The organism is Umezawaea tangerina (assembly GCF_003002815.1).
GTDB classification, from domain to species: Bacteria; Actinomycetota; Actinomycetes; order Mycobacteriales; family Pseudonocardiaceae; genus Umezawaea; species Umezawaea tangerina.
Genome location: NZ_PVTF01000007.1, coordinates 314,325 through 339,130 on the forward strand (window position 1 = coordinate 314,325; position 24,806 = coordinate 339,130).

Here is a 24,806-nt window from a genome sequence, read left to right on the forward strand (position 1 = left end):
GCGGGCTTGACCTTCGAGCCGGGTCGAAGGTCTACGGTCGCGGCGTGACCAGCCTGCGGATCTCCCAGCTCGCGACCAGGACCGGTGTCCCCGCGACCACCCTGCGCTTCTACGAGACCGCCGGACTGCTGCCCGCCGCCCGCACCCCCGCCGGCTACCGGATCTACGGGCAGGACGCGGTGCGGCGGCTGGAGTTCATCACCTCGGCGAAGGTCCTCGGCCTGCCGCTGGAGGAGATCCGCGACCTGCTCGGCGTGTGGGACCGGGGCGTGTGCGCGGCGGTGCGGGACCGGATGCTGCCGCTGGTCGCCGATCGCCTCGCTGCCGCCGACCGCCGCCGGGCCGAGCTCGCCGCCTTCTCCACCCGGCTCGCCGCGGTCCACGAGCGGCTGTCCGCACCGGCACCGGCGGGCGCGTGCGGACCCGACTGCGGGTGCACCACCGCACCGGCGGCGTCCCGGCAGGGCAGTCCGGTGGCGTGCACGCTCGACGGCCCCGGACTCGCCGAGCGGACCACCGAGTGGCGTCGGGTCGCGGCACGGGCCACCGGACGGCGTGACACCGCGGACGGCGTGACCCTGACGTTCCCCGCGGGCCCAGGGGCGGCCGCGGAGCTCGCGGCGCTCGCGGCGGCCGAACAGGAGTGCTGCGCGTTCTTCGACTTCACCCTGCACCTGACGCCCACCGCGCTGGAGCTCACCGTGCGGGCCCCGGACACCGCGGCCCACCTGCTGGCCGGGCTGTTCGGCGCCGACACCTGAGTGGACGGTCCGCGCGCGGCATCGGCAACCGCGTCGACCAAGCGCTCCTGGTCCGCGTGGAGGACGGCTGAGGCCTACGACGCGGTGGAGCGGTAGACCGCCGTGGCGATCCGGACGAAGGACCGGATCAGCGGGTTGGTGTCGCCCTCGTTCCAGGCCAGCACGACGCGGCTCGGCGCCATGTCGACCAGCGGCACCACGGCCAGGTGCTCGGGCAGGTCGTGGCCGAGCGGGGCGATGCCGATCGTGCCGTTCCAGAGCACCGCCTGCAGGCACTCCTGCACGACGCGCACCACAGGACCTTCCCGCGGCTTGCCGCCGTTCCAGTACGCCTGCCACGCGGGGTCGGAGCCGGGTGGGAACTGGAACCAGCGGCGGTCGGCGAGGTCGGCCAGCCGCAGGTGGTCCCGGCGGGCCAGCGGGTCGTCGGCGCGCAGCACGACGCCGACCGGGTCGGCACGCAGCTCGCGCACCGCCAGCGCGGTCCCGTCGAACGGCGCACGGGTCAGGGCGACGTCGACCGACCCCGCGCGCAGCCCGCACGTCGGGTCGGTCAGGTCGGTGTCGCGGATCCGGATGTCGGCGTCGGGGTGCTCGCGGCGGTAGGCGGCGGCCAGCCGGGTGGCGCCGGTGTCGGTGGCGTCGCCGAGGATGCCGACGGTGATGCCCGCGGTGCCCGCCGCCGCGGCCACCCGCACGCGCACCCGGTCGGCCTGGTCGAGGAGGGCCCGCGCCTCGTCGAGCAGCACGGTCCCGACCGACGTGAGCGCGACGCCCGCGGGGGAGCGGTCGAACAGCGGGGCGCCGACCTCGCCCTCCAGCCGCTGGATGGCCCGGCTCAGCGGCGGCTGGCTCATGTGCAGCCGCGAGGCGGCCCGGCCGAAGTGGAGCTCCTCGGCGACCGTCACGAAGTAGCGCAGGGTGCGTAGCTCCACGCTGTGACGATACCCGCCGGGTATCGGGAGCGCGGAACGGGTCTTGGACAGCCGCCGCGCCCCGGCTGTGGAATCGGACCATGGCTGACGAACAGAAGACCGCCGAGGACCCCGCCGTGTCGGTGGTCGGTCCCGGCGACGGCGAGACGATCGTCCTGGGCACCACCCGACTGCGCGTCCTGGAGGACGGGAGCAACACCGGGCACCGCCTCGGGATCGCGGAGTCCGTGCTCGCCCCGCACACGCCCGGACCGCCGCAGCACCGCCACGCCCAGCACGACGAGGGCTTCTACGTCATCTCCGGCGCGGTGCGGTTCACGGTGGGGGACAAGGACTACGACGCGACCGCGGGCACGCTCGTGATGGTCCCGCCCGGCGCACCGCACACCTTCGCCAACGTGACCGACGAGCCCGCCGTCATGCTCAGCACCTTCACCCCCGACCTGTACGTGCAGTACTTCCGCGACCTCCAGGACATGATCGCGAGCGGTCAGCCGATGACGCCGCAGGCCAACATCCGGGTGATGAGCCGCTACGCCACGGTGCCCGCGACGGACCCCGCCTGACCCCCACCCGCACCACCGCGAAACGGAAGACATGGACATCGCGTACTGGATCGTCGCAGGCCTGCTCGCCCTCTTCTACGCCTACGCGGGCGGCGTCAAGATCGTCCGGAGCCGCGACGGGCTCCGGCCCATGATGGCCTGGGTGGACCGCATGCCGCTGCCCGCGGTCCGGGCCATCGGCGTGCTCGAACTGCTCGGCGCGGTCGGGCTGGTCCTGCCGCCGCTCACCGGGGTCGCGCCCTGGCTCGCCCTGGCCGCGGCCATCGGGTTCGTGCTCCTGCAGCTCGGCGCGATCCCCGTCCACCTCACGAGTGGCGACCGGCAGATCGCCCTCAACGCCACCCTCGTCGTCGTCGCTGCCGTGACCGCCTGGCTGGCCACGACCTGGCTGTGACCCCGACGACGTGCCACCACCACGACACCTGGAGTGACAAGACATGGCGGACCCGATCACGATCTCGGCGAGCTGCATGCGCTACGACCACACCGCGGCCCTGCTGGACGGCGAGGTGGACGTGCCGGGCTTCGCGCTCCGCACCGAGACGAGCGACGACGTCGCGGACCTGTTCCGGCGGGTGGTCGAGCGCCGCGAGTTCGACGTGGCCGAGCTCGGTTTCACCTTCCTGCTGCGGACCATGGACCTCGACGACCCGCCGTTCGTGGGGATCCCGGTGTTCATGATGAGGAAGTTCCAGCACTCGGTGGTCTACGTGAACGAGGCGAGCGGCATCACCGGCCCCGCGGACCTCGCGGGCGCGACCATCGGCGAGTTCGCCGTGTACGGCCACGACATGGGGATCTGGCCGAAGGGCATCCTGGCCGACGAGTTCGGCTTCGCGCCGGAGCGCTGCCGCTGGCTGGTCGGCGGGACGAACGAGCCCATGGGCCCCATGGACTTCGTCCCGCCGCGGCACCCCGACGCGGTCGACGTGCACCACGTCGGCGACGGCGAGGCGCTCGGCCCGATGCTGGAGGCGGGCAAGATCGACGCGCTGATCTCCGCGGTGGCACCGGAGGCGGTGCACCGGGAGGGCTCGGGGGTGCGGCGGCTGTTCGCCGACGCCGACGAGCGGGAGGCCGACTACCACCGGCGCACCGGGATTTTCCCGATCATGCACGTCGTGGTGGCCCGCCGGGAGCTGGTCGAGGCCAACCCCGGCCTGGCGACCGCCGTGCACCGGGCGTTCGGCGCGTCGAAGGCACTGGCGGAACGGGCCTACCGCGAGGGGCGGACCCCGGACCCGGCCGCGCCCTGGTACTTCCCGCAGATGCTCGACCGGGACGGGCGCCTCTTCGAGGACGGCCGCGACGACTACGGGATGGCCGCCAACCGCGCCGCCGTCGACGCCTTCCTGCGCTACCACCACGAGCAGGGGCTCTCGGACCGCCTGCTCCGCAGCGAGGACGTCTTCGCGGCCGAGCTCATGGGGACCTGACCGCAGAGGGCGCTCACGTGCCGCGCGGCGTGAGCTGCTGGGTGCCGATCGCGGACAGCAGGTCGAGCTTGCTCCGGGCGTCCGTTCCGGGACGCGGCGTGTAGACGACCACCCGCAGGTTCGAGCCCTGCGTGGTGAGGGTGTCGGAGTCGAGGTCGACGTCGCCGACCTCGGGGTGCTCGACGACCTTGTGCCCGCTCTGGTGCGCCGCCACCGCCCCGAGCGCCCACAGCTCGCGGAACCGCGCGCCGCGTTCCAACCGGGCGACCAGCGCGGTCAGCTCCCGGTCGTCGGGGTACCGGCTGGTGGTGGCGCGCAGGTCCGCCACCAGCGACCCCTCGAACGCGGCGAGCTCGGCCGGGGTGTACCGCACGCGCCCGGTCGAGCCCTCGAACTGGCGCAGCAGCATGTTGCGCTCGTCCGCGGACACGGCGGTGGGGTCGCCGAACGTGGCCGCGAACAGCGGGTTCCAGTGGAGCAGCTGCCACGTGGCGTCGTAGACCGAGAGCGGGTGCCCGGAGAGCTGGTCCATGATCCGGTGCACGCTGCCGGGGACCAGCCGCGGGACGCGGTTCGGGTCGGCGGTGTGCCCGGCCAGGCGCATCAGGTGGGCCTGCTCCTCGTCGGACAGCTGCAGGGCGCGGGCCAGTGCCACGCACACCTGCGCTGACGGGGTCGAGGCCCGGCCCTGCTCGATCCGGACCACGTACTCGATCGAGATGCCCGCCAGCACGGCCAGCTCCTCGCGCCGCAGCCCGGAGGCGCGCCGGGGCGAGTTCCGCGTGAGCCCCACCGCCTCCGGGGCGAGCCGGTCGCGCCAGGCGCGGAGCGCGTCACCCAGGTCGTTCATCCGGCCAGTCTCCCGCACGACCCCGTCCGCAGCCTGGTACCGGCTGTACCAGGACGATCCCTGGCTGCCACGGGCAGTCGCGCTGGTGGACGGTGGTCCCCATGAACCGACAGCACCACACCGACGCGAACTCCACCCGCCACGAGACCTCGGAGCTGGTGGTGGTGACCGGCGCGTCCACCGGGATCGGCCGGGCGACGGCGAAGCGCCTGGCGGCCGACGGCTTCCACGTGCTGGCGGGCGTGCGCCGCCAGGCCGATGCCGACCGCTTGGCGGCTCCCGGCATCGAGCCCGTCATCCTCGACATCACCGACGAGGCCCACGTGGCCGCGCTGGCCGAACGGGTGGCGCGGGACCGCGACCGGCCGTTGCGGGCGCTGGTCAACAACGCCGGCATCGCGGTCAACGCGCCGGTGGAGACGGTGGCGCTGCCCGAGTGGCGGCGGCAGTTCGACGTCGGCGTGTTCGGGCAGATCGCGGTGACCCAGGCGCTGCTGCCCGCGCTGCTCGCCCACGGCGGCCGCGTCGTCAACATCGGCTCGGTCGGCGGCAAGGTCGCCATGCCGGGCTTCGGCCCGTACTCCGGCGCGAAGTTCGCCATGGAGGCCGTCAGCGACGCGCTGCGCCGGGAGGTCGAGGAGTTCGGGGTGGAGGTCGTGGTCGTCACCCCCGGCGCCGTGCGGACGTCCATGAACGAGAGCGGCGTCGCCACCGCCAAGCGGCTCGCGGGGACCATGACCCCCGACCAGCACGCCCGCTACGACAAGCTGACCGACGCCTTCCTGGCCCAGATCGAGGCGTTCGACAAGGACGGTGTCGAACCCGAACGCGCGGCCGCCGTGGTCGCACGGGCCATCACCGCGCGCAAACCGCGCACGCGCTACCAGGTCGGCCGCGACGCCGCCGTCATCGTCCGCGTCGCCCGGCTCGTCCCCGACCGCCTCCTCGACCGGATGCTGCGCAGGCGGATGAAGCTGGGCTGACCGCGCCCGCCGGACCACCTCGCGCCACCGCCCGGATCGGACCTCACCGCGACGGGACGATCGCCCACAGCGCGAGGTAGACGAGGAACTGCGGTCCGGGCAGCAGGCAGGACAGCACGAACAGCAGTCGGACCGTGCCGGCCTTCATGCCCCACCGCTCGGCGAGCCCCGCGCACACGCCGGCGATCCTGCGGTTGTCCCTCGGCCTGCTCAACGCCGCTGACGTCATGGTCCGTTCCTCCGACTGCTCCGTGGTGGCGCTTTTCCCCGCGCCACCAACGGTAGGCGGCCGCGCGTCCCGGCACATCCCGCCGGAGCGGACACCCGCGGGTGGCTCGCACGGGGGACCTGGTCAGCGGCCGTCCCCGGTTCCCAGTAGCGCCAGCAGTCCTTTGTGGACGCCCGGTGCGGCGGCCAGGACGTCGGCGTGCCCCGGCCGCCACGGCTCGCCGCGCAGGTCGGTCACCACGCCGCCCGCCTCGGTGACGAGCAGGACGCCCGCGGCCACGCCGACCAGGTCGCACTCGTACTGCCAGTACGCGTCCACGTGGCCCTCGGCGACGTCGAGCTGCGGGAACGTGCTGGGCACCGTGGAGCGGATGAGCAGGACCTCGTCGAGCAGCGCGGCGACGGCGTCGCCGAAGTCGCGGTTGCGGGTGCGGGGCTGGGTCATCGCGACGACCGCCGCGTCGACCTCCGTCTTGGCGGACACGGTGAGCGGCCTGCCGTCGAGGAAGGCGCCCCCGCCCCGCACCGCCGTCCACGTGCGGAAGCCGACCGGCTGGTGGACGACCGCGAGCACCGGCGTGTTGTCCCTGAGCAGGGTGACCGTCACCGCCCACTGGTCCGTGCCGTGCACGAAGTTGACGCCGCCCTCGATCGGGTCGACGGCCCACCACTCGCCGGGCGGGAGCTCCGCCATCTCCTCGTCGTCGCCGACCCAGCGCGCTTCGGGGCGGATCTCGGCGAGGGCGGGTCGCAGGATGCCGGAGACGAGGTCGTCCAGGCGCTTGCCGACCGCGCCCATCTCCGCCTTGGTCGTGGGGCGGGCGGTGTCGGTGTACTGGTCGTGCAGTGCGGCACCCGCGCTGACGACCACGGCCTTGACCTGTTCGAGCAGGTTCTCCATGACGGGGCTTCCTCCTGGGCTCCTCGTGCGGTTGCGCCGTCGCGTCGAGCGGCTCGTGTCCACCTTCGAGCCCGACGCCCATTAAGTCCAATGCACTCTTGCTAAGCTAGGGTTTACTGTCATGCAATTGGACTTGAACCTGCTCACGGTCCTCGACGCGCTGCTGGAAGAGGGCAGCGTGCTCGGCGCTGCCGACCGGCTGCGGCTCTCCTCACCCGCGGTCAGCCGCTCACTGGGGCGCATCCGGCGGTTGACCGGCGACGACATCCTGGTGCGCACCGGCCGCACCATGACGCCGACGCCCTACGCGCTGGCAGTCCGCGAACAGGTCGGCGACCTGGTGCGGCAGGCCAGGAGCGTGCTCGTCCCCAACCGGGAGCTCGACCTGGCCGAGCTCGACCGCACCTTCACGCTCCAGTGCCACGACGCCCTCACCACCGCGTTGGCGCCGCCGCTGCTGACCACCGTGGCGGAGCTCGCTCCCGGTGTGCGCCTGCGCTTCCTGGCCGAGCCCGCGTCCGACACCGACGACCTGCGCCACGGTCGCGTCGACCTCGCGATCGGCTCCTCCGCGCCCGACCTGCCCGAGTTCCGCTCCGAGACCGTCGGCCACGACCGGGTCGTCGCGATCGTGCGCCGCGACCACCCGTGCGCGGGCGCCCTCGACCTCGCCGCCTACGCCGCCCAGCCGCACATCCTGATCTCCCGCCGCGGCCGCCTCGCCGACCCGGTCGACGAGATCCTGGCGACCCACGGCCTCCGCCGCCGCGTCGTCGCCTCGGTCGGCACCGCCGCGAGCGCCATGCTCATCGTCAGCCGCGGTGACGCCGTCCTGAGCGCGCCCGCGGCGATCTGGCGCCCCCTCATCGACACGTTCGGCCTGCGGACCGAGCCGCTGCCCGTCCCGGTACCGCCCCCGGCGATGATCTCCAGCTGGCACCAGCGCTACGACACCGACGCCGCCCACGCCTGGCTCCGCGAGAGGGTGCGCGCCACCCTGGCCGCGACCGTCGCCCCCTGAGCACGTCCGGCGTGGGTGGGTGTCGCGGGTCCACCCGGATCCTCCGCCGCTTGTCTACCTTGGCTGTCAGGTGGCAGGCGCGAGTGCGGCGGGGGAGCATCCCCGGAGGGAGGTGGAGCGGTGGTCGAGCAGGAGGTGGTTCCCCGGCTGGGGGAGTTCCTGCGGGCCCGGCGGGCGCTGGTGCGGCCGCAGGACCACGGGCTGCCCACCGGTCCGCGCCGCACGCCCGGCCTGCGGCGCGAAGAGGTCGCCATGCTCGTGGGGGTCAGCACCGACTACTACGTCCGGCTCGAACAAGGGCGGGACAGGCACCCGTCGCCGCAGGTCGTGGAGGCGTTGGCGAGCGCGTTGCTGCTGGAGGGCGAAGCGGCCGAGCACCTGCGCGGTCTCGCGAGTCCCGCGGTGCCGCGCCGTCGTCGGACGGGCCGCCGCGAGTACGCCTCGCCGGGGCTGGTCGCCTTGATGGACGCCTGGCCCGCCACACCCGCGCTCGTCTACGGGCGGTACATGGACCTGCTGGCGGCGAACCCGCTCGGCGGGGCGCTGTTCTCCTGGCTGGGTGAGGAGACCAACCTGCTGCGGGGGATCTTCCTCAGGCCGGGGGCGCGGCTGTTCTACCGGGACTGGGCGCGGATCGCCGAGGGGTGCGTCGCGGCGCTGCGCGCGGCGAACCGCGACCCCGACGACCCGCGGCTGGTCGAGCTGGTGGGCGAGCTGTCGGTGCGGAGCCCCGAGTTCGCGCGGCTGTGGTCGCGCCACGATGTGCGGGCGAAGATGGCCACGACCAAGCACCTGGTCCACCCGGCCGTCGGCGCGCTCGCGCTGTCGTTCCAGAACCTCACCGTCGCCGACGCCCCCGGCCAGCACCTGGTGGTCTACCACGCCGCACCGGGCAGCCCCGAGGAGCAGGCGCTCGCCCTGCTCGGCAGCGCCGCCGCCTCCGACCGGGTCTGAGATCCGGCGGTCCCCTCCCCGACGGTGAGCGATCCGTCGTCCACAAGCGTCCCCTGGGCGCCCGCATCCCTGGAGTCGACATGTCCGTCTGGTTCATCACCGGTGCCTCGCGCGGCTTCGGCCGCGAGCTGACCGCCTCGGCCCTCGCCCACGGCGACCGGGTCGTCGCGACCGCCCGGAACCCGGAGGCGGTCACCGACGCCTTCCCCGAGGCGGGCGACGCGCTGCTGGCCCTGCCGCTCGACGTCACCGACGAGGCGCGGGCCGCCGCGGCCGTCGCCGCGGGTGTCGAGCGCTTCGGCCGGATCGACGTCGTGGTCAACAACGCGGGCTACGGGATCTTCGGCGCGGTCGAGGAGATCTCCGACGCCGAGGCCCGCGACCTGTTCGACACCAACGTCTTCGGCCTGCTCGCCGTCACCAGGGCGGTGCTGCCGACGCTGCGGGAGCAAGGCGGGGGGCACGTCGTGAACATCGGTTCCAGCGCCGGGTTCGCCGCGGGCGCGGGCCGAGGTCTTTACGGCGCCTCGAAGTTCGCCGTGGAGGCCATCACGGAGGCGCTGCGCGGCGAACTGGCCCCGCTCGGCATCCGCGTCACGGTCGTGGAGCCCGGCTCCTTCCGCACCGGGTTCCTGACCCCGGACAGCAGGCGCGGCCCGGCGACCACCATCCCGGCCTACGCGGGCACGGTCGGCGTGCTGCGGACGGCGATCGAGGGCAACGACGGCCGCCAGCCAGGAGATCCGGTGAAGGCGGCGGCCGCCATCCGACGGCTGGTGGCCGCCGCCGAACCGCCGTCGCGGCTCCAGCTGGGCAGCGACAGCGTCGCACTGGTCGAGGGCAAGCTCGCCGCCGTGGCCGAGGAGCTTTCCGCTTGGCGCCCGCTGGCCCTGTCCACCGACTTCGAGCCCGCGTGAGCCCCTTCCGTCCACACGGGCCGGAAGGGGTCGTCAGGAACCGGTGACGGTCGCCGGTGCCAACCACGGGGCGAGTGCCGCGCGGGTGGCCTTGCGGACCGCGTCCCGGTGCGCCACCGCGTCGAGCCCTGGTGCGGTGAGCAGCAGGTGGATCGTGCTCTGCACGGACGCGCCGGCGAACGCACCGGTCAACGCCGCGGCGGTCACCTCGTCGAGCTCGTCGGGGAAGGCCGCGGCCAGGCCGCGGGCGACCTCCAGCTGCGCCCGGCAGCACAGCTGCAGGCCTCGGGCCAGCACCGCGGGGACCTCGCGCATCAGCTGCAACCGCAGCGCGGCGAGCCCGCCGCCCAGGTCCTCGGAGCCGTCGATCTCCGCGATCGCCCGCAGCAGCACCTCGGCGGGGCGCTCGTCCGGCCCTCGCCGCTCGACGCACTCCAGAGCCGCGCGCACCCTGGCCTCGTGGTCGGGGAAGAGCAGCTCCTCCTTGCTCTCGAAGTAGCTGAAGAAGGTGCGCGCGCCCACGTCGGCGGCGTCGGCGATCTCCGCGATCGTGGTGCGCTCGTAGCCCTGGCGCCCGAACAGCTCGGTGGCGGCATCGACGAGCGCGCGGCGGGTGCGGACCCGCTTGCGGTCACGGACGGTCATCCGCCCAGCTTACCGCCGGTCGCAGCGGGGGCAGAACTGCAATCATTGCATTTCTGCACTCACTGCCGATATGTTCTGCCCATGACCCCACCCACCGTCCTGGTCCTCGGCGCGGGCGTCGCGGGCCCCGCACTCGCCTACTGGCTGGCCCGCCACGGGATGCGCCCCACCGTCGTCGAACAGGCAGCCGAGCTGCGCTCCGGCGGCACCGCCGTGGTCGTCAAGGACCGCGCCCACGCGGTCGTCGAGGAGATGGGCGTCCTGCCCCGGCTGCGCGAGCTCGCCACCACCGTCGACGCCATGGCCCTCCTGGACGCGAACGGCAGGCGGATCGCCCGGATCCCCACGTCCTCCGACCGGTCCCCGTCGGTCGAGGTGACCCGCGCCGACCTGTCCGCGGTGCTCCGCCACGCCGTCGGCGACGACGCGGAGTTCCTCTTCGACGAGACGGTCACGGCCCTGGAGCAGGACGGGGAGGGCGTCGACGTCACCTTCCGCCGCGCCGCGCCCCGCCGCTTCGACCTGGTGGTCGGCGCCGACGGCGTCCACTCGGCGATCCGCGGGCTGGTGTTCGGGCCGGAACGCGACTTCGTCACCGACCTGCCCCTGTACGCCGCGAGCGTTCCCGTGTCGCCGGACCTGGTCGACGACCCGCGCGAGATGCTCCTGCTCAACGCGCCCGGCCGCATGCTGGCCATCCACCCGTCACGAACTACCCCGGTCGCCCTGTTCACCTTCCGCGGCCCGCGCGTGGACGGCTACGACGGCTACGACCGCCACGACACCGCGCTCCAGAAGCGCATGCTGGCCGCCGCCTACGCCCCGTTGGGCTGGCGCGTCCCCGAGCTGGTCGCGACCTACCAGGAGCACCCCGCGCCGTTCTTCCAGCCGCTCGGCAACCTCCGGCTGCCGACCTGGTCGCGCGGCCGGGTCGCCCTCGTCGGCGACGCCGCCTCCGCCGTCGCCCTGCTCAGCGACGGCTCCAGCCTCGCCATCGCGGGCGCGCACGGCCTCGCCGCGGCCCTCGCCGCCCACCCCGGCGACCACGCCGGTGCCTTCCGCGCCTACGAGGCCGACCACCGGCCCCGAGCGGACGCGAAACACCGCCTCACCGGCGTGGCCGCCGCCTTGCTGGTTCCCCGGACCCGTGCGGGCCTGGCAGTGCGCAACACCCTCGCCCGGACCGTCACCCGCGCGACCAGGACGCCCCTGCACGACCCGTCGGCCACCCGCACCTGAGCACCCGACGGCTACGCCGCGGTGCCCGCGATCCGGCCGAGCGCGGCCAGCAGCCCGTCGGCGACGAGATGTGCCGTGTCGGCGGGCAGCAGCGCTTCGTCGACGCGGACGCGGATCTCGAAGTCGGCGGTCGTGGGGTTCCTGTCGACCTCGACGGACAACGGGATCTCGTTGCGGTCGCTGGACCACCAGTCGACCGGCTCGACCGTCGTGAGGTCGGCCAGCCGGTCCAGGACGTGGAAGTCGGCGAAGTTGAACCGCACGTGGAACAGCGGCGCGCCGTGGTCGCGCTGGACCTCGGCCAGCGGGAACCGGCGGAACGGCGCGCTGTCGCGTTCGAAGGCGGCGACCGCGGCGATCAGCTCGTGGTCGCCCATCGCCGCGGGGCGGACGCGCAGGGGCAGGGTGTTCAGGAAGAGGCCGAGCACCTGGTCGGCGCCAGGTGACTCGGGGCGTCCGTTGACCACGACGCCGGTCGCGACCTCGTCCACGTCGAGGACTTGTCGGACGGCCCGCACGTGCGCGGCCAGGTAGACGCACTTGGTGGGCACGCCCAAGGCGAGCGCGACCCGTCTGACCTCTTCGGACAGTCCGGAAGGGACGGTGACCACCGCGTCGGGGTCCATCCGGGGCGGTCGGCTCCCGGCGGCGGTCGGGGGGAGCGGGGGAGCGGGGCGGGTGGTGGCCGTCCAGTGCGAGCGGATCTCCGCGGACCGGAGGTCGGCGCGTTCGAGCCGGACGAAGTCGTGGTACCGGACGTCGGGCGGTGCGAGGGGCAGGTCGCGCTCGTCGTAGCGCAGCAGCAGCTCGGTCATCAGTGAGGCGAAGCTCCACCCGTCGAGGATCGTGTGGTGGGCCGTCACCGACAGGTGGTGGGTGCCGTCGGCGTGGGTGAGGACGTGGCAGCGCCACAGCGGGGCGGACCCCAGGTCGAAGCCGCGCTGCCACTCGGTGGCCCACCACCGCCGCAGGGCCTCGTGCGGGTCGGCGGACGTCGCCTCCCGTACGGTCGGTGCGACCTCGACCGACCGGTGCACCAGCTGCAGCGGCTCGGAGTACGCGCCCAGGTCGAACGACGTGCGCAGGACGTCGTGCCGGGCGGCGAGGTCGCGCAGGGCGCGGCGCAGGGCGTCGGGGCGCAGCGGTCCGCGCAGCCGGACGGACACGAGGTCGTGGTAGAGGGTCGGGTCGTCCGCCATCTCGCAGTGGAAGGCGATCCCCATCTGCAACGCCGACACCGGGTAGGCGTCCTCGACGTCGTCGGGCAGCGCGGCGCGGTCGGCGGGCGACAGGAGCGCGGTCCGGTCCGCCGGTGGTACGGGAGCGGTGCGCGACACGTGCGCGAGCCCGGAGACCGTCGGCGTGCGGAACAGCTGGGCGACGGTGACGTCGAGCCCGCGGGCGCGGGCCGCGCCGACCGCCGCGAGCGCGGTCATGGAGTCGCCGCCGAGCGCGAAGAAGTCGTCGGTGGGGGAGACGGCGGGCAGCCGCAGGACCTCCGCCCAGATCCCGGCCAGCACGCGTTCGGTGTCGGAGCCCTGGCCGGGCGGGGTCGTCCGGTCGACCGGTGCGGGGGCGGCCTCGGATCGCGGTGCCGCGCTCCGCCGGGACAGCACGGTGTCGGGGGAGTCCACGGCGGTGCGCAGGAACCGCAGGTACCCGTCGAGCATCGCGTTCGCGGTGCTTTCGGTGAACAGCGCCGAGTCGTACTCGGCGGAGAACGCGGTGCCGTCCGGCGCCTCCCGCACCTCCACCAGGAGGTCGAACCGGGACGTGCCCGCGTCGACGTCCACCATCCGTGTCCGCAGACCGTCCAGGCGCGGCTCGAACCCGGTCGTGCCGTGGTGGGTGAAGGCCACCCGCACCAGCGGCCGGTGCGAGCGGTCGCGGTCCCGGCCGACCACCTCCGCGACGATCCGGTCGAACGGGACGTACTGGTGGTCCACCGCGGCCAGCGCCTGTCGGTGCGCCGCCCGCACCGCGTGCCGGAACGTCGACCCCGGCGCCGCGGTGAGGCGGATCGGCAGCGTGTTCGCGAAGTACCCGACCACGTCGTCGAGCTCGGGGCCGGGACGGCCGGACGACGGTGAGCCGACGACCACGTCGTCGACCCCCGCGAGGTCGGCCACGACCTGCCCGTACGCGGCGAGCAGCACGGCGTACGGGGTGGCGTTCTCGGCACGGGCGAGCGCCGCCACGGCCTGCCGCAGGTCGGCGGGCGCGAACCGGGTGAGCCTGCGCCCGGCGAACGCGGGCTCCGGCGGTCGGGGGTGGTCCGCGGGCAGCTCCAGCGCGACCGGCGCCCCGTCGAGCGTGGTCCTCCAGAACGTCAGCCCCGCGGACGGGTCGACCGACCGCTCCCACGCCACGTGGTCGGTGAACGTCCGCGCCGGGCCGTCCTCCCGGAAGGTGCCGTTGTACCGGTCGGCGAGCTCGCGCGACAGCACGTCCACCGACCAGCCGTCGGCGACCAGGTGGCTGACGACCACCACCAGCAGGTGGTCGCCGTCGGGCAGCGCCATGATCTCGGCGCGGAGCAGGGGAGGGCGGGCGAGGTCGAACGGCCGGGCCGCGAGGCTCCTGGCGCGCCGCGCGGCCTCGGGCTCGTCGGGCACGCGGACCAGCCGTGCCAGCCCGCGCGGCGCGGTGCCGACCGACCGGACGGGGCCGTCGGCGCCCAGGGTGAACCCGGTGCGCAGCGACTCGTGCCGGGCGACCGCCTCGTCCACGGCCTGTGCCAGCCGCGCCGTGTCGAGGTCCCCGTGGACCCGGACGGCGGCGGTGATGTTGTAGGCGCTGCTCGCCTGCGGGGACAGCTCGGCCAGGAACAGCAGGTTGGCCTGGTTCGACGACAACGCCGTGGGGTCGCCCGGCGAGGGTTCCGCGGGGTCGACGGCCGTCCGCTCGGACAGCAGGGCGGCCACCGCGGCGGGGGTGCCCGCGGCGAACAGGTCGCCCAGCGACAGGGCGGGCTCGAAGCGGCGGCGCAGCCTGCCGAGGACACCGGTGGCGTGCAGGGAGTCCCCGCCCAGCCCGGTGAACGGGTCGTGCCTGCCGACCGGGCGCACGCCGAGCACCTCGGCCCAGATGTCGGCGACGGCGCCCTCCACCTCGCCCTTGGGCGCGCTGTAGGGCAGCTCGGCCGGTCGTCCCCGCACGTCGAGCGCGCTCAACGCGGCCCGGTCGACCTTGCCGTTGGCGGTCATCGGCAGCGCGTCCACCGTGACGAAGGCGCGCGGCACGAGGTGCGCGGGCAGCACCTCGGCGGCCGCCGCCCGCAAGGCGGTGGACGTGACGGCGCCGCCGGTGACGAACCCGACCAGCTCGGCGTGGCCGTCGCGTTCGCGCAGCACCACGGCGCACTGCCCGACACCGGGTGCCGACGCCAGCGCGTGCTCGACCTCGCCCAGCTCCACCCGGAACCCGCGCAGCTGCACCTGGTCGTCGGCGCGGCCGTGGAACACCAGCTCGCCGTCCGCGGCATGGCTGGCCAGGTCTCCGCTGCGGTACAGCCGCCCGCCACCGCCCAGGTGGTCGGGCAGGAACCTGGCCGCGGTCAGCTCCGGCCTGCCCAGGTAGCCCAGCGCGACACCGGGGCCACCGACGAAGATCTCGCCCTTCTCGCCGTCGGCGACCGGTCGGAGGTCGGCGTCGAGCAGGTGCACCCGCAGGTCCCGCAGCGGTTCGCCGATGGGGCTGTCGGCGCGGTCGAGGTCGGCGGCGCGCATCGTGCGCGCGGTGACGTGGACGGTGGTCTCGGTGATCCCGTACATGTTGACCAGCCGCGGCGAGACGTCGCCGTGGTGGTCGAACCAGTCGCGCAGCGCCGCCGGGTCCAGGCGCTCGCCGCCGAACACCACCAGCCGCAGGGAGTGGCCCGCGAAGCCCTCGTCCCGCGCGGCGGCCGAGAGCTGCCGGAACGCGGTGGGCGTCTGGTTCAGCACGGTCACCCGCTCCCGCTTGAGCAGCCGCCAGAACTCCTCCGGCGACCGGCTCGTCGCGTACGGCACGACGACCAGGCGCCCGCCGAACAGCAGTGCTCCCCAGATCTCCCACACCGAGAAGTCGAACGCGAAGGAGTGGAACAGCGTCCACACGTCCCGCGGCCCAAGGCCGAAGTCGTCCCCGGTCGACTCGAAGAGCCGCAGGACGTTGTGGTGGGAGACCACCACGCCCTTCGGCGTGCCGGTCGAGCCGGAGGTGTGGATGACGTACGCGGGGGCGTCCCCGTCGACGGGGACCGGTGGCGCGGGCGAGGTGGCGGGGGCGGAGACGAAGGTGACGCCGGTGCCGGTGAACAGCCCGGCGAACCGGTCCTGTCCGGCGACCACCCGGCAGCCCGTGTCGGACACGACGAACCCCAGGCGCGCCGGCGGGTAGGCCGGGTCGAGGGGCACGTAGGCGGCGCCGGTCTTCAGGATCCCCAGCATCATCACGACGAGCCCGGTCGAGCGGTCCGCGCACAGGCCCACCAGCGCGCCCGGTCCGGCGCCCGTGGACCGCAGCGCGCCCGCCCACAGGTCGGACTCCCGGTCGAGCTCGCCGTAGGTCAGCGCGCGGTCGTCGTCCACGACCGCGACCCGCTCCGGGAACTCGGCGCCGCGGCGCGCGAAGAGGTCGACCAGACTGCTGCCCATGGTGGGGTGTCCTCCGTGTTCGGGGTGCGGACTCACACCGGTGTCGTCGGCCGCGGGCGCAGCTCGCCCAGCAGCGCGTCCCGGTGCTCGTGCAGGAAGTGGTGGCCGCCCGCCAGCTGCCGCAGGTCGCACCGCGCGGTGGTGTGCGCCCGCCAGTCCCGCAGGCGCGCGGGGTCGAGCCCGCGGTCGTCCACTCCGGACAGCACGGTGATCGGGCAGTCCAACGGCGGACCCGGCGCCATCCGGTACCGCGCGGTCGCCGCCAGGTCCGCGCGCACGGCGGGCAGCACGAGCTCGCGCATCTCGGGGTCGGCCAACGCCCGCACGTCCGCGCCTTCCTTGCGCAGCAAGGAGACGAGGTCGTCGTCCGGGAGGTGGTCGGGGAACGGCGGGCGCGGCGACCGCGGCGCCGCGCAGCCCGCGACGACCAGGGACTCCGGACCGGGGTGGCCCCGGCGCACGAGCGCGCGGGCGGTCTCGAACGCGACGAGCGCGCCCATGCTGTGCCCCAGCAGCACGTAGGGCAGCCGCGGCAACGAGGTGATGGCGACCGCGACGTCGTCGGCCAGCTCCTGCACCGACTCCGGCGGCGGGTCGGCCAGGCGCTCGGCCCGGCCGGGGTAGCGCACCGCGCGGACCTCGAGCCCGGCTCCCGCGTCCAGCCAGTCGCGGAACACCGCGGCGCTCCCACCCGCGTGGGGAAGCAGGAACAGCCGGGTCGACGCGCCGGGCCGCCCCTTGCCCAGGAACGGACCCGTCACCGGGCCTGCTCGGCTTCGAGCAGCTCGTCCACCAGCGCCGCGAACCCGGCCAGCGAGGGCTCGGTGACCAGGGCGCGCAGCGGCACCCGGACGCCGAGGTGGTGGCGGAGCCGGGCGATGGCGCGGGTCGCGGCCAGCGAGTGGCCGCCGAGGTCGTAGAAGTTGTCGTCCGCCCCGATGCCGCCGACCCCCAGCGTCTCGGCCCACACCTCGCCGATCCTCGCCTCGGTGGCGCTGAGCGCCCGCCCACCCCCGCGGCCGGTCGGGGCGGGCAGCGCCCGCCGGTCGACCTTCCCGTTGTCGGTCAACGGGATGCGGTCCAGCAGGACCACCGCGGTGGGCACCGCGTGCGGCGGCAGGACCAGGGCGAGCGCGGCCCGGACGTCGGCCGCCGTCACGGTGTCGGACGCGGGCACGACGTACCCGACGAGCTCCGCGGTGTCCCCGTCGCGGCGGGCGTGCGCCACGCCGCGCTCGACCAGCGGCGACGACGCCAGCGCCGAGTCGACCTCCCCGAGCTCCACCCGGTGGCCGCGCACCTTGACCTGGTGGTCGAGCCTGCCCAGGAACTCCATCGTCCCGTCCGGCCACAGCCGGACCCGGTCGCCGGTCCGGTACATCCGGGATCCGGGTTCGCCGAACGGGTCCTGGAGGAACGCGGCCGCGGTGAGCTCCGGCGCCCCGAGGTAGCCGCGGGCGAGGCAGTCGCCCGCGACGTACAGGTCCCCCGGCACGCCCTGGGCCACCGGGCGCAGCGCGGAGTCGAGCACGTACCGGCTCACGTTGCGGATGGGGTGCCCGTAGGGGATCGACGTCCACGCCGGGTCGACCTCGTCGAACCGGAAGTAGTTGCTCCACACCGTGGTCTCGGTGGGGCCGCCCAGCGCGACGACCTCGGTGCCGGGGAACGCCTCGTGGACCGCGGTGGGCAGCGCGACCGGGATCCAGTCGCCGCTGAGCAGGACCAGCCGCAGCGCCGGCGCGCCCCCGGTCGGGAGGGGTTCCAGCTGCGCCAGCGCCGCCGGGGCGGAGTTCCACACGGTGACCGGCTCGGTGCGCAGGAGGTCGAGCAGCCTCGCGGGGTCGACCGCGGCCTCCTCGGCGGGCATCCGGACCCCGGCGCCGACGAGCAGCGGACCGAACACGCTGTAGACGGACAGGTCGAACGCCAGCGGGGTGACCAGCAGCGCCAGGTCGGCGGGGCCGACGGCGAACGTGTCGTTCGCCCAGTCCAGCAGGTTCGTCACCGCGCCGTGCGGCACCTGCACGCCCTTGGGGACCCCGGTGGAGCCGGAGGTGAACAGCACGTAGGCCAGCTCGTCGGGACCGACCTCGGGCGGGCTCCACGGCGTCCCCGCCACCGGCAGGCCGTGCACGCGGACACCCGCTCGACCGGCGGCGGCGTGGACGGTCCCGGCGGGCTCGTCGTCGTCGAGCCACACCAGGTGCGCCGGGCCGGTCGTGGCGAACTGCTCCTCGGCCCGGTCCGGCGACACGACCGCGACGTCCGCGGCCACGGCCGCCAGGACCTGCTCGACCCGCCGCCGCGGCCACGTGCGCTCCACGGGCACGTACGCCGCTCCGGCACGCATGATCCCCAGCATCGCGGCGACGGCCAGCGGACCGCGGTCGACCACCAGCGGCACGAGGTCACCGGTCCGCACGCCGAGGCGGTGCAGTGCGGCGGCCACCCGGTCCGCGGTCGAGACCAGCTCCGCGTAGGTGAGCGACCGGTGGTCGCCCACCACCGCGACCGCGTCCGGGGTGGCGCGCGCCTGGTCCTGGACGCGGTCGTGGACAGCGCCCGTCCGCCGCGCGGTGGTGGGCCCGGACCGGACGGCCAGCGCCCGGTCGGACTCGCCCACGCCGCTCAGCGCGCCCACCGGCGTGACCGGGGCGGCGGTGGCGAGCTGGTCGAGCAGCCGCAGGAAGTGGTCGAGCACCCGCCGGACGTCCACCTCGGCCTGCGCCGACGGGTCGAACGAGGCGTGCCCGAGGTGGTCGGTGCCGTCGGTCGGGAGCCGGACGTCCAGGTGCGGCCCGGTCCGGTCCGGCCCGACCGAGATCGTCGCCTCGCCGACGTCCACCCCGGCGGCGGCCGCGACCCGGTCCAGGTACTCGGCCACCGGGGTGTCCGGCCAGAAGGGCACGTCCACACCGGCGTCGCCGCGGTGGAACCGGACCTCCGCCTCCCCGGCCAGCTCGACCAGCGCCAACGACCACGCGGCCAGTGCCCGCACCTCCCACGCCGTCCGCGGCGGGCTCCCGGAATTCCGGGTCGCCTCGCGCACGACCCGGAATGGAATCCCGTCGAGATTTGTCCCATTGTCATCGACAACGGGATTGCCGAACCTGATTCGAGTCGGCTTCCACGTTCGCATTCAGATCCCCCGGACCGTTGCCGCTGGACCACATCTGAAATCCAGAACTACACGAGGTGAACAGCGAGTGCAGCGTGATGTGGATCACGGCCGGTTTCTCTTCCTGGCCTATGTGGATTCGTGGAACAGTTCCGCCGTCTGAAGCGTAACCGTGTGTGTTTCCATCGGGGAGGCGCTTGACATGAGCACGGGTTCTCCGACTTTGTCGGTGACCACGCCGATATTCGGCGACAAGATGCCGATATCACTGGCCCAGCGCGAACGGCTGCTGCTGTGGTGGGGAAACGAGTACTGCCTCGACCAGCCGACTTACGCGTGGATATTCCCTGGCAGGATCGACGTGGAGGTCGTCGAGGTCGCTTGGGGACGACTTCTGTCCCGTTTTGGCAATCTGCGCGCGAGGTTCGTCGCGGACTCCGTCGACGACATCCACCGGGTTGATTCCGCGCTTTCGGGTGCGATCGACGCCACGTTCGTCGCCACTGATGGCGGACATTTCTTCGACGAATTGTGCGCACCGTTGACCGTACTGGGTGGCGCACTCACTCGGATGGTCCATTCGATCGACGGTGATGAGACGCTGATAGGCGTCTGCTTCGACCACCTCGTGATCGACGGGCACACGCTCCGGATGATTCTGTCCGAATTGTGGGGATTGCTCCGGAATGAGTCGCCGGCCGGTCCGGCGCCGTTGTCCGACGAGGCGTTCATCAGGCGCGAACGCGACGCCGCGCTGTCCCCGGCGGTCGAGCGTGACCTCGACTACTGGCGCGAGACGTCGGGTGGGCTCACCTACCCGCCGTTCTTCGCCGACCTCGAGCGCGACCCCGCCGTCCCCGCCGCGCCGGAGACCTCGGTGACGGCCGTCGACCTGTCCGGACCGGCGGACCGGGCCCGGATGTCACGGGCCGCCGCGCTGCTCGCGGCCGTGACGGCCTCGCTCGCCCGGACGACCGGCACCGGGTCGGGGCACTTCACCACCCTGGTGCAGGGCGCGCGCCGCACCAACCGGTCGGAGCTGCGGATGGCGGGGTTCCTGTCCACGTGGCTGCTCGCGAAGGTCCCTGTGGGAGCGACCGTCGACCAGGCCTCAGGCGCACTGCTGCGCGCGATGGGCGCCCACAGCGTCCACCACGCCGAGATCGTCCGGCGGCTGGAGCCCCACCACTACGGGGCGCGCTACCGGCGCACCGAGGCGCTCCCGCCGTACGCGCTGTTCAACTTCCAGGGCGCGGCCGAGCCACCGCGCCTGGCGGGTGGGCTGGGGCGGGTGCTCACCGTGCCGCCGGTGCCGGGCAACGTCCTGCACGGCGGCCTCCGGGTCTACGGCACCGAGCGGGAGGGCACCGGGGCGGTCGACGTCCGGGTCGTCGCGGACGCGGCGGTCCTCGGCACCGGGTTCGCCGACGCGGTCGCCGCCGACCTGGCGGCGGCGGGGTCGTGACCGGCCGGACCCCGATGCCGAAGGGGTTCTGGTTCCTGTGGACCGGCATCCTGGTCAACCAGCTCGGGTCCTTCGTGATCCTGTTCCTCGCCGTGTACCTGACCCAGGTGCGGGGCTTCTCCGCCTCGGCGGCAGGCATCGTGGTCAGCCTCGCCTACGGCGGCGGCGGCCTGGTCGGCACGTTCGCGGGCGGTGTGCTCGCCGACCTGCTGGGCAGGCGGGTCACCATCCTGGTCGCCCACCTGTGCACCGCCGCGGCCACGCTGGCGATGGGCTTCGTCGCCCACCCGGCCGTGCTGGTCGGGTGCGCGCTGGTCGCGGGCACGGCGAGCAACGCGGCCCGGCCCGCGGCGAGCGCGATGATCGTGGACCTCACCGAGGGCGCCCAGCGGGAACGCGCCTTCGCTCTCCAGTTCTGGGCCGTCAACGCCGGGTTCGCCTGCGCGGCCGTCGTCGGCGGCCTGCTGGTGGACACCGACTACCGGGCGCTGTTCGTGATCGACGCGGCCACGACGGTGGTCACCGCCGCGGTCGTGTTCACCAAGGTCCGGGAGACCCACCCGGCCACCGCGCGCACCACCGGCGCGGAGACCCGCGCCGGGTTCGCGCGCATCCGGCGCGACGGGCCGTTCCTCGCCCTGGTCGGCCTGACCGTCCTGTTCGGGGTCGTGTTCATGCAGCACATCAGCACGCTGCCGCTCGCGCTGCGCGAGGACGGGTTCGGCTCCTCGGTGTACGGCAGGCTGATCGCGCTGAACGCGGGCCTGATCATCGCGCTGCAGCTGTGGGTGCCGAAGGCCGTGGCCGGGCGCGACCCGGCCCGCGTGCTCGCGCTCGCCGCCGCGTTCATGGGGGGCGGGTTCGCGCTGCTCGCCCTCGCGCACGACCTGCGGGGCTACGTGCTGTCCACCGTGGTCTGGACCGCGGGCGAGATGCTCCAGGCCTCGCTGGTGCCCAGCCTGGTCGCCGCGCTGTCCCCGCCCGCCGCCCGCGGCCGCTACCAGGGGCTGTTCGCCCAGGCGTTCCCCGTCGCCGCGCTGGTCGGGCCCGCGCTGGGCGGGGTGGTGCTCCAGCACCTGGGAGCGGGCGCTGTGTGGACCGGGTGCCTGGTGCTGGGACTGCTGTGCGCGCTCGGGCACCTCGCCGCCGGACCGGCCCGGCGGCACCGACTGGCGGACTCGCCCACCGCCGCCACCGCCACGAGATGAGGGGTAGATGGACCGCGACCAGTTCCACCGCACCATGACCGACTTCCTGACCGGTCTCGACGAGGACGGCGACGCCGTCGAGGTCGGACCGGACGACAACCTGTTCGACGAAGGGCTCGTCACCTCCTTCTCCGTGGTCGGGATGATCACGCACCTGGAAGGGCTCGTCGGGCACCCGATCGACGTGTCGCGCTACGGCGTCGAGCGGTTCTACACGATCGGCGGCCTGTACGAGGTCGTCCTGGCGGAGGAGGCGCTCCGTGCGGGTGCGTGAGCTGACACCGGGCGGGCTCGACTTCGCGGACGAGGCGTTCCAGACCGACCCGTGGCCGCTCTACGACTGGTACCGCGAGCACGAGCCGGTGTCGTGGTCGGAGGGCATGAAGTCGTACTTCGTCTTCGGCTACCGGCACGTGCGGCACGTCCTCACCTCGCCGGAGTTCACCGCCTACCACCCGTTCCGGCGCAGCAGGGCCGCCTTCGGTCCGTCCACACTGGACAGCGAGGGCCCCGACCACGCCCGAATGCGCGAGGCGCTCAACGGGCCCTTCCGGCCGCGCCAGGTGGCCGGGTACGGCGGCGCGATCGTCGAACCGGTGGTGGACCGGCTGCTCGACGACGTGCTGGCGCGCGGCACCGACGACTGGGTGGACGAGTTCGCCTGGCGGTTGCCGACCAGGGTCGCCTGCCGGGTGCTGGGCATCGACGAGTCCGAGGACTCGACGGTGTACGACCTGATGCGCCCGCTCATCCTGTTCGTCGACCACGCCCCGGTGGCGTTCGCGACCGCGGTGGAGCACCGCGACCGGCTGCGCGCGTACCTCCGCGGGGTGGTGCGGGACGGCGTGGCACCGGACCGGATGCTCGCCAGGCTGACCGCCGACGACACCCTCACCGAGTCCGAGGCGATCGACAACGCGATCCTGCTGCTGGCCGCCGCCACCGAGACGACCTGCTCGGCCACGATCAACCTCATCGCGCGCGTCGCGGGCCAGCCGGGGCTGTTCGACGCCGTGCGCGCCGACCCGGCGAGCATCCCGGCCGTGGTCACGGAGACGCTGCGGCACGAGCCGCCGCTGCACGTGACGCTGCGCTACGCGGCCCACGACGTGGCGCTGGCGGGCGTGGACATCCCGAAGGGGGCGTCGATGCAGGTCTGCATCGCCAGCGCGAACCGCGACCCCGAGGTGTACCCCGATCCGGGGACCTGGGACCCCACCAGGGACCGGCGCACGTTCCTGACCTTCGGCCTGGGCAGGCACCACTGCCTGGGCATGGGTCTCGCGCAGCTGGAGCTGGAGAGCGTGTTGCGCGGCCTGACCCGGCGCCTGGACGGGCTGTGGACGACCGCGCCGGACGACCCCACCCCGCGCGGCCGCACGTTCCGCAGCGTTCCGGGTCTGCGGCTGGGGCACCGGTGACGTCGCTGGTCGCCGCGTTCGGCCGCCAGGTGGGGCGGACGCCCGACGCGGTCGCGCTCGTCGACGCCGGTCGGGGGATCAGCTACGCCGAGCTGGACCGGTGGTCCGACGGCGTCTGCGCTGACTTGCTGGCGGCGGGCGTACGGCCCGGCGGTCTGGTCGGGCTGAGCGCCCGCCAGGGGGCCGCCGTGGTCGCCGCGGTCGTCGGCGTGCTCAAGGCGGGAGCGGGGTACGTGCCGCTGGACCCGTCCTACCCGCGGGCGCGGCTGGCGTACATGGCCGACGACGCCGGGGTCGAGGTGGTCCTCGGCGACGACAGCACCCCCGCGTCGCTGGGCGAGGGCCGCCGGGTGGTCGCGATGTCCGATGTGGACGACGCTCCGCGGCCCGCTCCGGCCCGACCACCGGTGGGCGCCTCCGCCCCGGCCTACGTCATCTACACCTCGGGCTCGACGGGCAGGCCCAAGGGCGTGCTCATCCGGCACGAGCAGGTGCTGGCGCTGTTCGCCTCCACCTCACCGCTGTTCGGGTTCGGCCACGACGACCGGTGGACGCTGTTCCACTCCTACAGCTTCGACTTCTCGGTGTGGGAGATCTGGGGCCCGCTGCTGTCGGGCGGCCGGGTCGTGGTCGTCCCCGAGGCGGCACGCGTGCACCCCCGCGCGTTCGGCGAACTGCTCGACCGGGAGGGGATCACCGTGCTGAGCATGGTGCCGTCCGCCTTCCGGCACTTGGTGATCGACCCCGCGCCGCGGCTGCGGCACGTCGTGTTCGGCGGCGAGCCGTTCGACGCCGGCACCGTGGCCGCGTGGACCGGGGCGGCGGACGGGCGGCGGCTGCCCGCGATCAGCAACATGTACGGCATCACCGAGACCACCGTGCACGTCACCCACCGGTGGGTCACCTCGGCGGACCTGCGGCGGGAGGGACCGGGAACCCCGATCGGGACACCGCTGGCGCACTTGGACGTGCTCCTGCTCGACGAGGAGGGCCACCCGGTGCCGCCGGGCGTCCGGGGGGAGATCCACATCGCCGGGACCGGTCTCTCGCCGGGGTACCTCGGCCGCGAGGACCTGAACCGGGCGCGGTTCCCGGAGCTCATCGGCCCGGACGGCGTGGCCCGCAGGTACTTCCGGTCCGGTGACGCCGCCGCGTGGTCCCCCGACGGCACCGGACTGGTGTTCCACGGCAGGCTCGACGACCAGGTGCAGTTCCACGGGTTCCGCGTCGAGCTGGGGGAGGTGGAGTCGGCCCTGCGCTCGCACCCGGACGTCGCCGAGGCGGTGGTCGTGGTGGAGGACCGCGCCGGGGCCGAACCCGAGCTGGTCGCCTACGTCGAGGCGAAGGCGCCGATCACGGCACGCGGGCTGCGCAAGGAGGCGGCGCTGTGGCTGCCGCGCCACATGGTGCCGACGCGCGTGGTCGTGGTGGACGAGCTGCCCAGGACGGCGTCGGGCAAGCTCGACCGGCAGGGCGCGCGACGGGCGGGCGGACCCCGGTGACGGGGCCCGCCCACCC

General features: G+C 74.2%; 23 protein-coding genes. 14 read left to right on the top strand and 9 right to left on the bottom strand.

What is annotated here, in order from left to right:
• Positions 1–44 precede the first annotated feature (44 nt).
• On the top strand, positions 45–761 hold the full coding sequence (locus CLV43_RS24275) for a MerR family transcriptional regulator (RefSeq protein WP_106189569.1): 717 nt from the start codon (positions 45–47) through the stop codon (positions 759–761).
• A gap of 74 nt (positions 762–835) precedes the next feature.
• Here CLV43_RS24275 and CLV43_RS24280 read toward each other — a convergent pair whose 3' ends face one another.
• A complete protein-coding gene (locus CLV43_RS24280; RefSeq protein ID WP_211304523.1) occupies positions 836–1,696 on the bottom strand; it encodes a LysR family transcriptional regulator in 861 nt (286 codons plus the stop codon).
• 80 nt (positions 1,697–1,776) lie between these two features.
• Here CLV43_RS24280 and CLV43_RS24285 point away from each other — a divergent pair, with 80 nt between their 5' ends.
• Genes CLV43_RS24285 through CLV43_RS24295 form a run of 3 tightly spaced genes read left to right on the top strand, consistent with a single transcriptional unit; the run spans position 1,777 to position 3,698 of the window.
• Entirely contained in the window at positions 1,777–2,262 is a 486-nt protein-coding gene (locus tag CLV43_RS24285; protein WP_106189570.1) for a cupin domain-containing protein, read from the top strand.
• A gap of 31 nt (positions 2,263–2,293) precedes the next feature.
• On the top strand, positions 2,294–2,656 hold the full coding sequence (locus CLV43_RS24290; protein ID WP_106189571.1) for a DoxX family protein: 363 nt from the start codon (positions 2,294–2,296) through the stop codon (positions 2,654–2,656).
• Between the two features lie 43 nt (positions 2,657–2,699).
• On the top strand, positions 2,700–3,698 hold the full coding sequence (locus tag CLV43_RS24295; RefSeq protein WP_106189572.1) for a substrate-binding domain-containing protein: 999 nt from the start codon (positions 2,700–2,702) through the stop codon (positions 3,696–3,698).
• Between the two features lie 13 nt (positions 3,699–3,711).
• Here CLV43_RS24295 and CLV43_RS24300 read toward each other — a convergent pair whose 3' ends face one another.
• Positions 3,712–4,548, bottom strand: a complete 837-nt coding sequence (locus CLV43_RS24300; protein ID WP_106189573.1) for a helix-turn-helix transcriptional regulator — start codon at positions 4,546–4,548, stop codon at positions 3,712–3,714.
• Between the two features lie 101 nt (positions 4,549–4,649).
• On the opposite strand from CLV43_RS24300, the gene CLV43_RS24305 reads away from it, so the two are divergent.
• Positions 4,650–5,531: an SDR family NAD(P)-dependent oxidoreductase gene (locus CLV43_RS24305; RefSeq protein ID WP_106189574.1), complete on the top strand. Its 882-nt coding sequence runs from the start codon at positions 4,650–4,652 to the stop codon at positions 5,529–5,531.
• A gap of 43 nt (positions 5,532–5,574) precedes the next feature.
• Here the strand turns inward: CLV43_RS24305 and CLV43_RS24310 are convergent, their stop codons facing one another.
• Positions 5,575–5,760, bottom strand: a complete 186-nt coding sequence (locus tag CLV43_RS24310; RefSeq protein WP_106189575.1) for a PspC domain-containing protein — start codon at positions 5,758–5,760, stop codon at positions 5,575–5,577.
• A gap of 123 nt (positions 5,761–5,883) precedes the next feature.
• Complete coding sequence (locus CLV43_RS24315) at positions 5,884–6,660, bottom strand: inositol monophosphatase family protein (protein WP_106189576.1); 777 nt, start codon at positions 6,658–6,660, stop codon at positions 5,884–5,886.
• Between the two features lie 121 nt (positions 6,661–6,781).
• Between CLV43_RS24315 and CLV43_RS24320 the strand changes: the two genes are divergently transcribed.
• The 3 genes from CLV43_RS24320 (at position 6,782) to CLV43_RS24330 (ending at position 9,552) form a co-directional block, all read left to right on the top strand.
• The gene (locus tag CLV43_RS24320) at positions 6,782–7,681 is read left to right on the top strand and encodes a LysR family transcriptional regulator (protein WP_106189577.1); all 900 of its coding nucleotides are present in this window, start codon (positions 6,782–6,784) and stop codon (positions 7,679–7,681) included.
• A gap of 120 nt (positions 7,682–7,801) precedes the next feature.
• A complete protein-coding gene (locus CLV43_RS24325) occupies positions 7,802–8,635 on the top strand; it encodes a helix-turn-helix transcriptional regulator (RefSeq protein ID WP_106189578.1) in 834 nt (277 codons plus the stop codon).
• An 80-nt stretch (positions 8,636–8,715) separates the two neighbouring features.
• Positions 8,716–9,552: an oxidoreductase gene (locus CLV43_RS24330; protein WP_106189579.1), complete on the top strand. Its 837-nt coding sequence runs from the start codon at positions 8,716–8,718 to the stop codon at positions 9,550–9,552.
• A gap of 33 nt (positions 9,553–9,585) precedes the next feature.
• Here the strand turns inward: CLV43_RS24330 and CLV43_RS24335 are convergent, their stop codons facing one another.
• Complete coding sequence (locus CLV43_RS24335) at positions 9,586–10,197, bottom strand: TetR/AcrR family transcriptional regulator (RefSeq protein ID WP_106189580.1); 612 nt, start codon at positions 10,195–10,197, stop codon at positions 9,586–9,588.
• Between the two features lie 81 nt (positions 10,198–10,278).
• Here CLV43_RS24335 and CLV43_RS24340 point away from each other — a divergent pair, with 81 nt between their 5' ends.
• Complete coding sequence (locus CLV43_RS24340; protein WP_106189581.1) at positions 10,279–11,436, top strand: FAD-dependent monooxygenase; 1,158 nt, start codon at positions 10,279–10,281, stop codon at positions 11,434–11,436.
• Between the two features lie 11 nt (positions 11,437–11,447).
• Here CLV43_RS24340 and CLV43_RS24345 read toward each other — a convergent pair whose 3' ends face one another.
• The 4 genes from CLV43_RS24345 to CLV43_RS47905 all read right to left on the bottom strand — a co-directional run bounded on the left by CLV43_RS24345 (position 11,448) and on the right by CLV43_RS47905 (position 19,819).
• Positions 11,448–16,073, bottom strand: coding sequence for a non-ribosomal peptide synthetase (locus CLV43_RS24345; protein ID WP_106189582.1), 4,626 nt, complete (start codon positions 16,071–16,073; stop codon positions 11,448–11,450).
• A gap of 32 nt (positions 16,074–16,105) precedes the next feature.
• On the bottom strand, positions 16,106–16,834 hold the full coding sequence (locus tag CLV43_RS24350) for a thioesterase II family protein (protein ID WP_106189583.1): 729 nt from the start codon (positions 16,832–16,834) through the stop codon (positions 16,106–16,108).
• Positions 16,831–19,125 carry a non-ribosomal peptide synthetase gene (locus CLV43_RS24355; protein ID WP_146174889.1) on the bottom strand — a complete coding sequence of 765 codons (2,295 nt, stop codon included), beginning with the start codon at positions 19,123–19,125 and terminating at the stop codon, positions 16,831–16,833. The genes CLV43_RS24350 and CLV43_RS24355 overlap by 4 nt, the downstream gene beginning before the upstream one ends.
• A gap of 334 nt (positions 19,126–19,459) precedes the next feature.
• The gene (locus tag CLV43_RS47905) at positions 19,460–19,819 is read right to left on the bottom strand and encodes a hypothetical protein (RefSeq protein ID WP_211304524.1); all 360 of its coding nucleotides are present in this window, start codon (positions 19,817–19,819) and stop codon (positions 19,460–19,462) included.
• 87 nt (positions 19,820–19,906) lie between these two features.
• On the opposite strand from CLV43_RS47905, the gene CLV43_RS47910 reads away from it, so the two are divergent.
• The 5 genes from CLV43_RS47910 to CLV43_RS24380 are packed head-to-tail and all read left to right on the top strand — an operon-like array spanning position 19,907 to position 24,790.
• Complete coding sequence (locus tag CLV43_RS47910; protein WP_170155989.1) at positions 19,907–20,659, top strand: hypothetical protein; 753 nt, start codon at positions 19,907–19,909, stop codon at positions 20,657–20,659.
• Positions 20,656–21,867, top strand: coding sequence for an MDR family MFS transporter (locus tag CLV43_RS24365; protein WP_106189585.1), 1,212 nt, complete (start codon positions 20,656–20,658; stop codon positions 21,865–21,867). The genes CLV43_RS47910 and CLV43_RS24365 overlap by 4 nt, the downstream gene beginning before the upstream one ends.
• Before the next feature lie 7 nt (positions 21,868–21,874).
• Positions 21,875–22,141 (top strand): acyl carrier protein, encoded by a 267-nt coding sequence (locus CLV43_RS24370; protein WP_106189586.1) that lies wholly within the window; start codon positions 21,875–21,877, stop codon positions 22,139–22,141.
• Entirely contained in the window at positions 22,128–23,288 is a 1,161-nt protein-coding gene (locus tag CLV43_RS24375; RefSeq protein ID WP_106189587.1) for a cytochrome P450, read from the top strand. Before CLV43_RS24370 ends, CLV43_RS24375 begins: the two co-directional genes overlap by 14 nt.
• Positions 23,285–24,790, top strand: a complete 1,506-nt coding sequence (locus CLV43_RS24380) for an amino acid adenylation domain-containing protein (protein WP_106189588.1) — start codon at positions 23,285–23,287, stop codon at positions 24,788–24,790. Before CLV43_RS24375 ends, CLV43_RS24380 begins: the two co-directional genes overlap by 4 nt.
• The last annotated feature ends 16 nt before the right edge of the window (positions 24,791–24,806 follow it).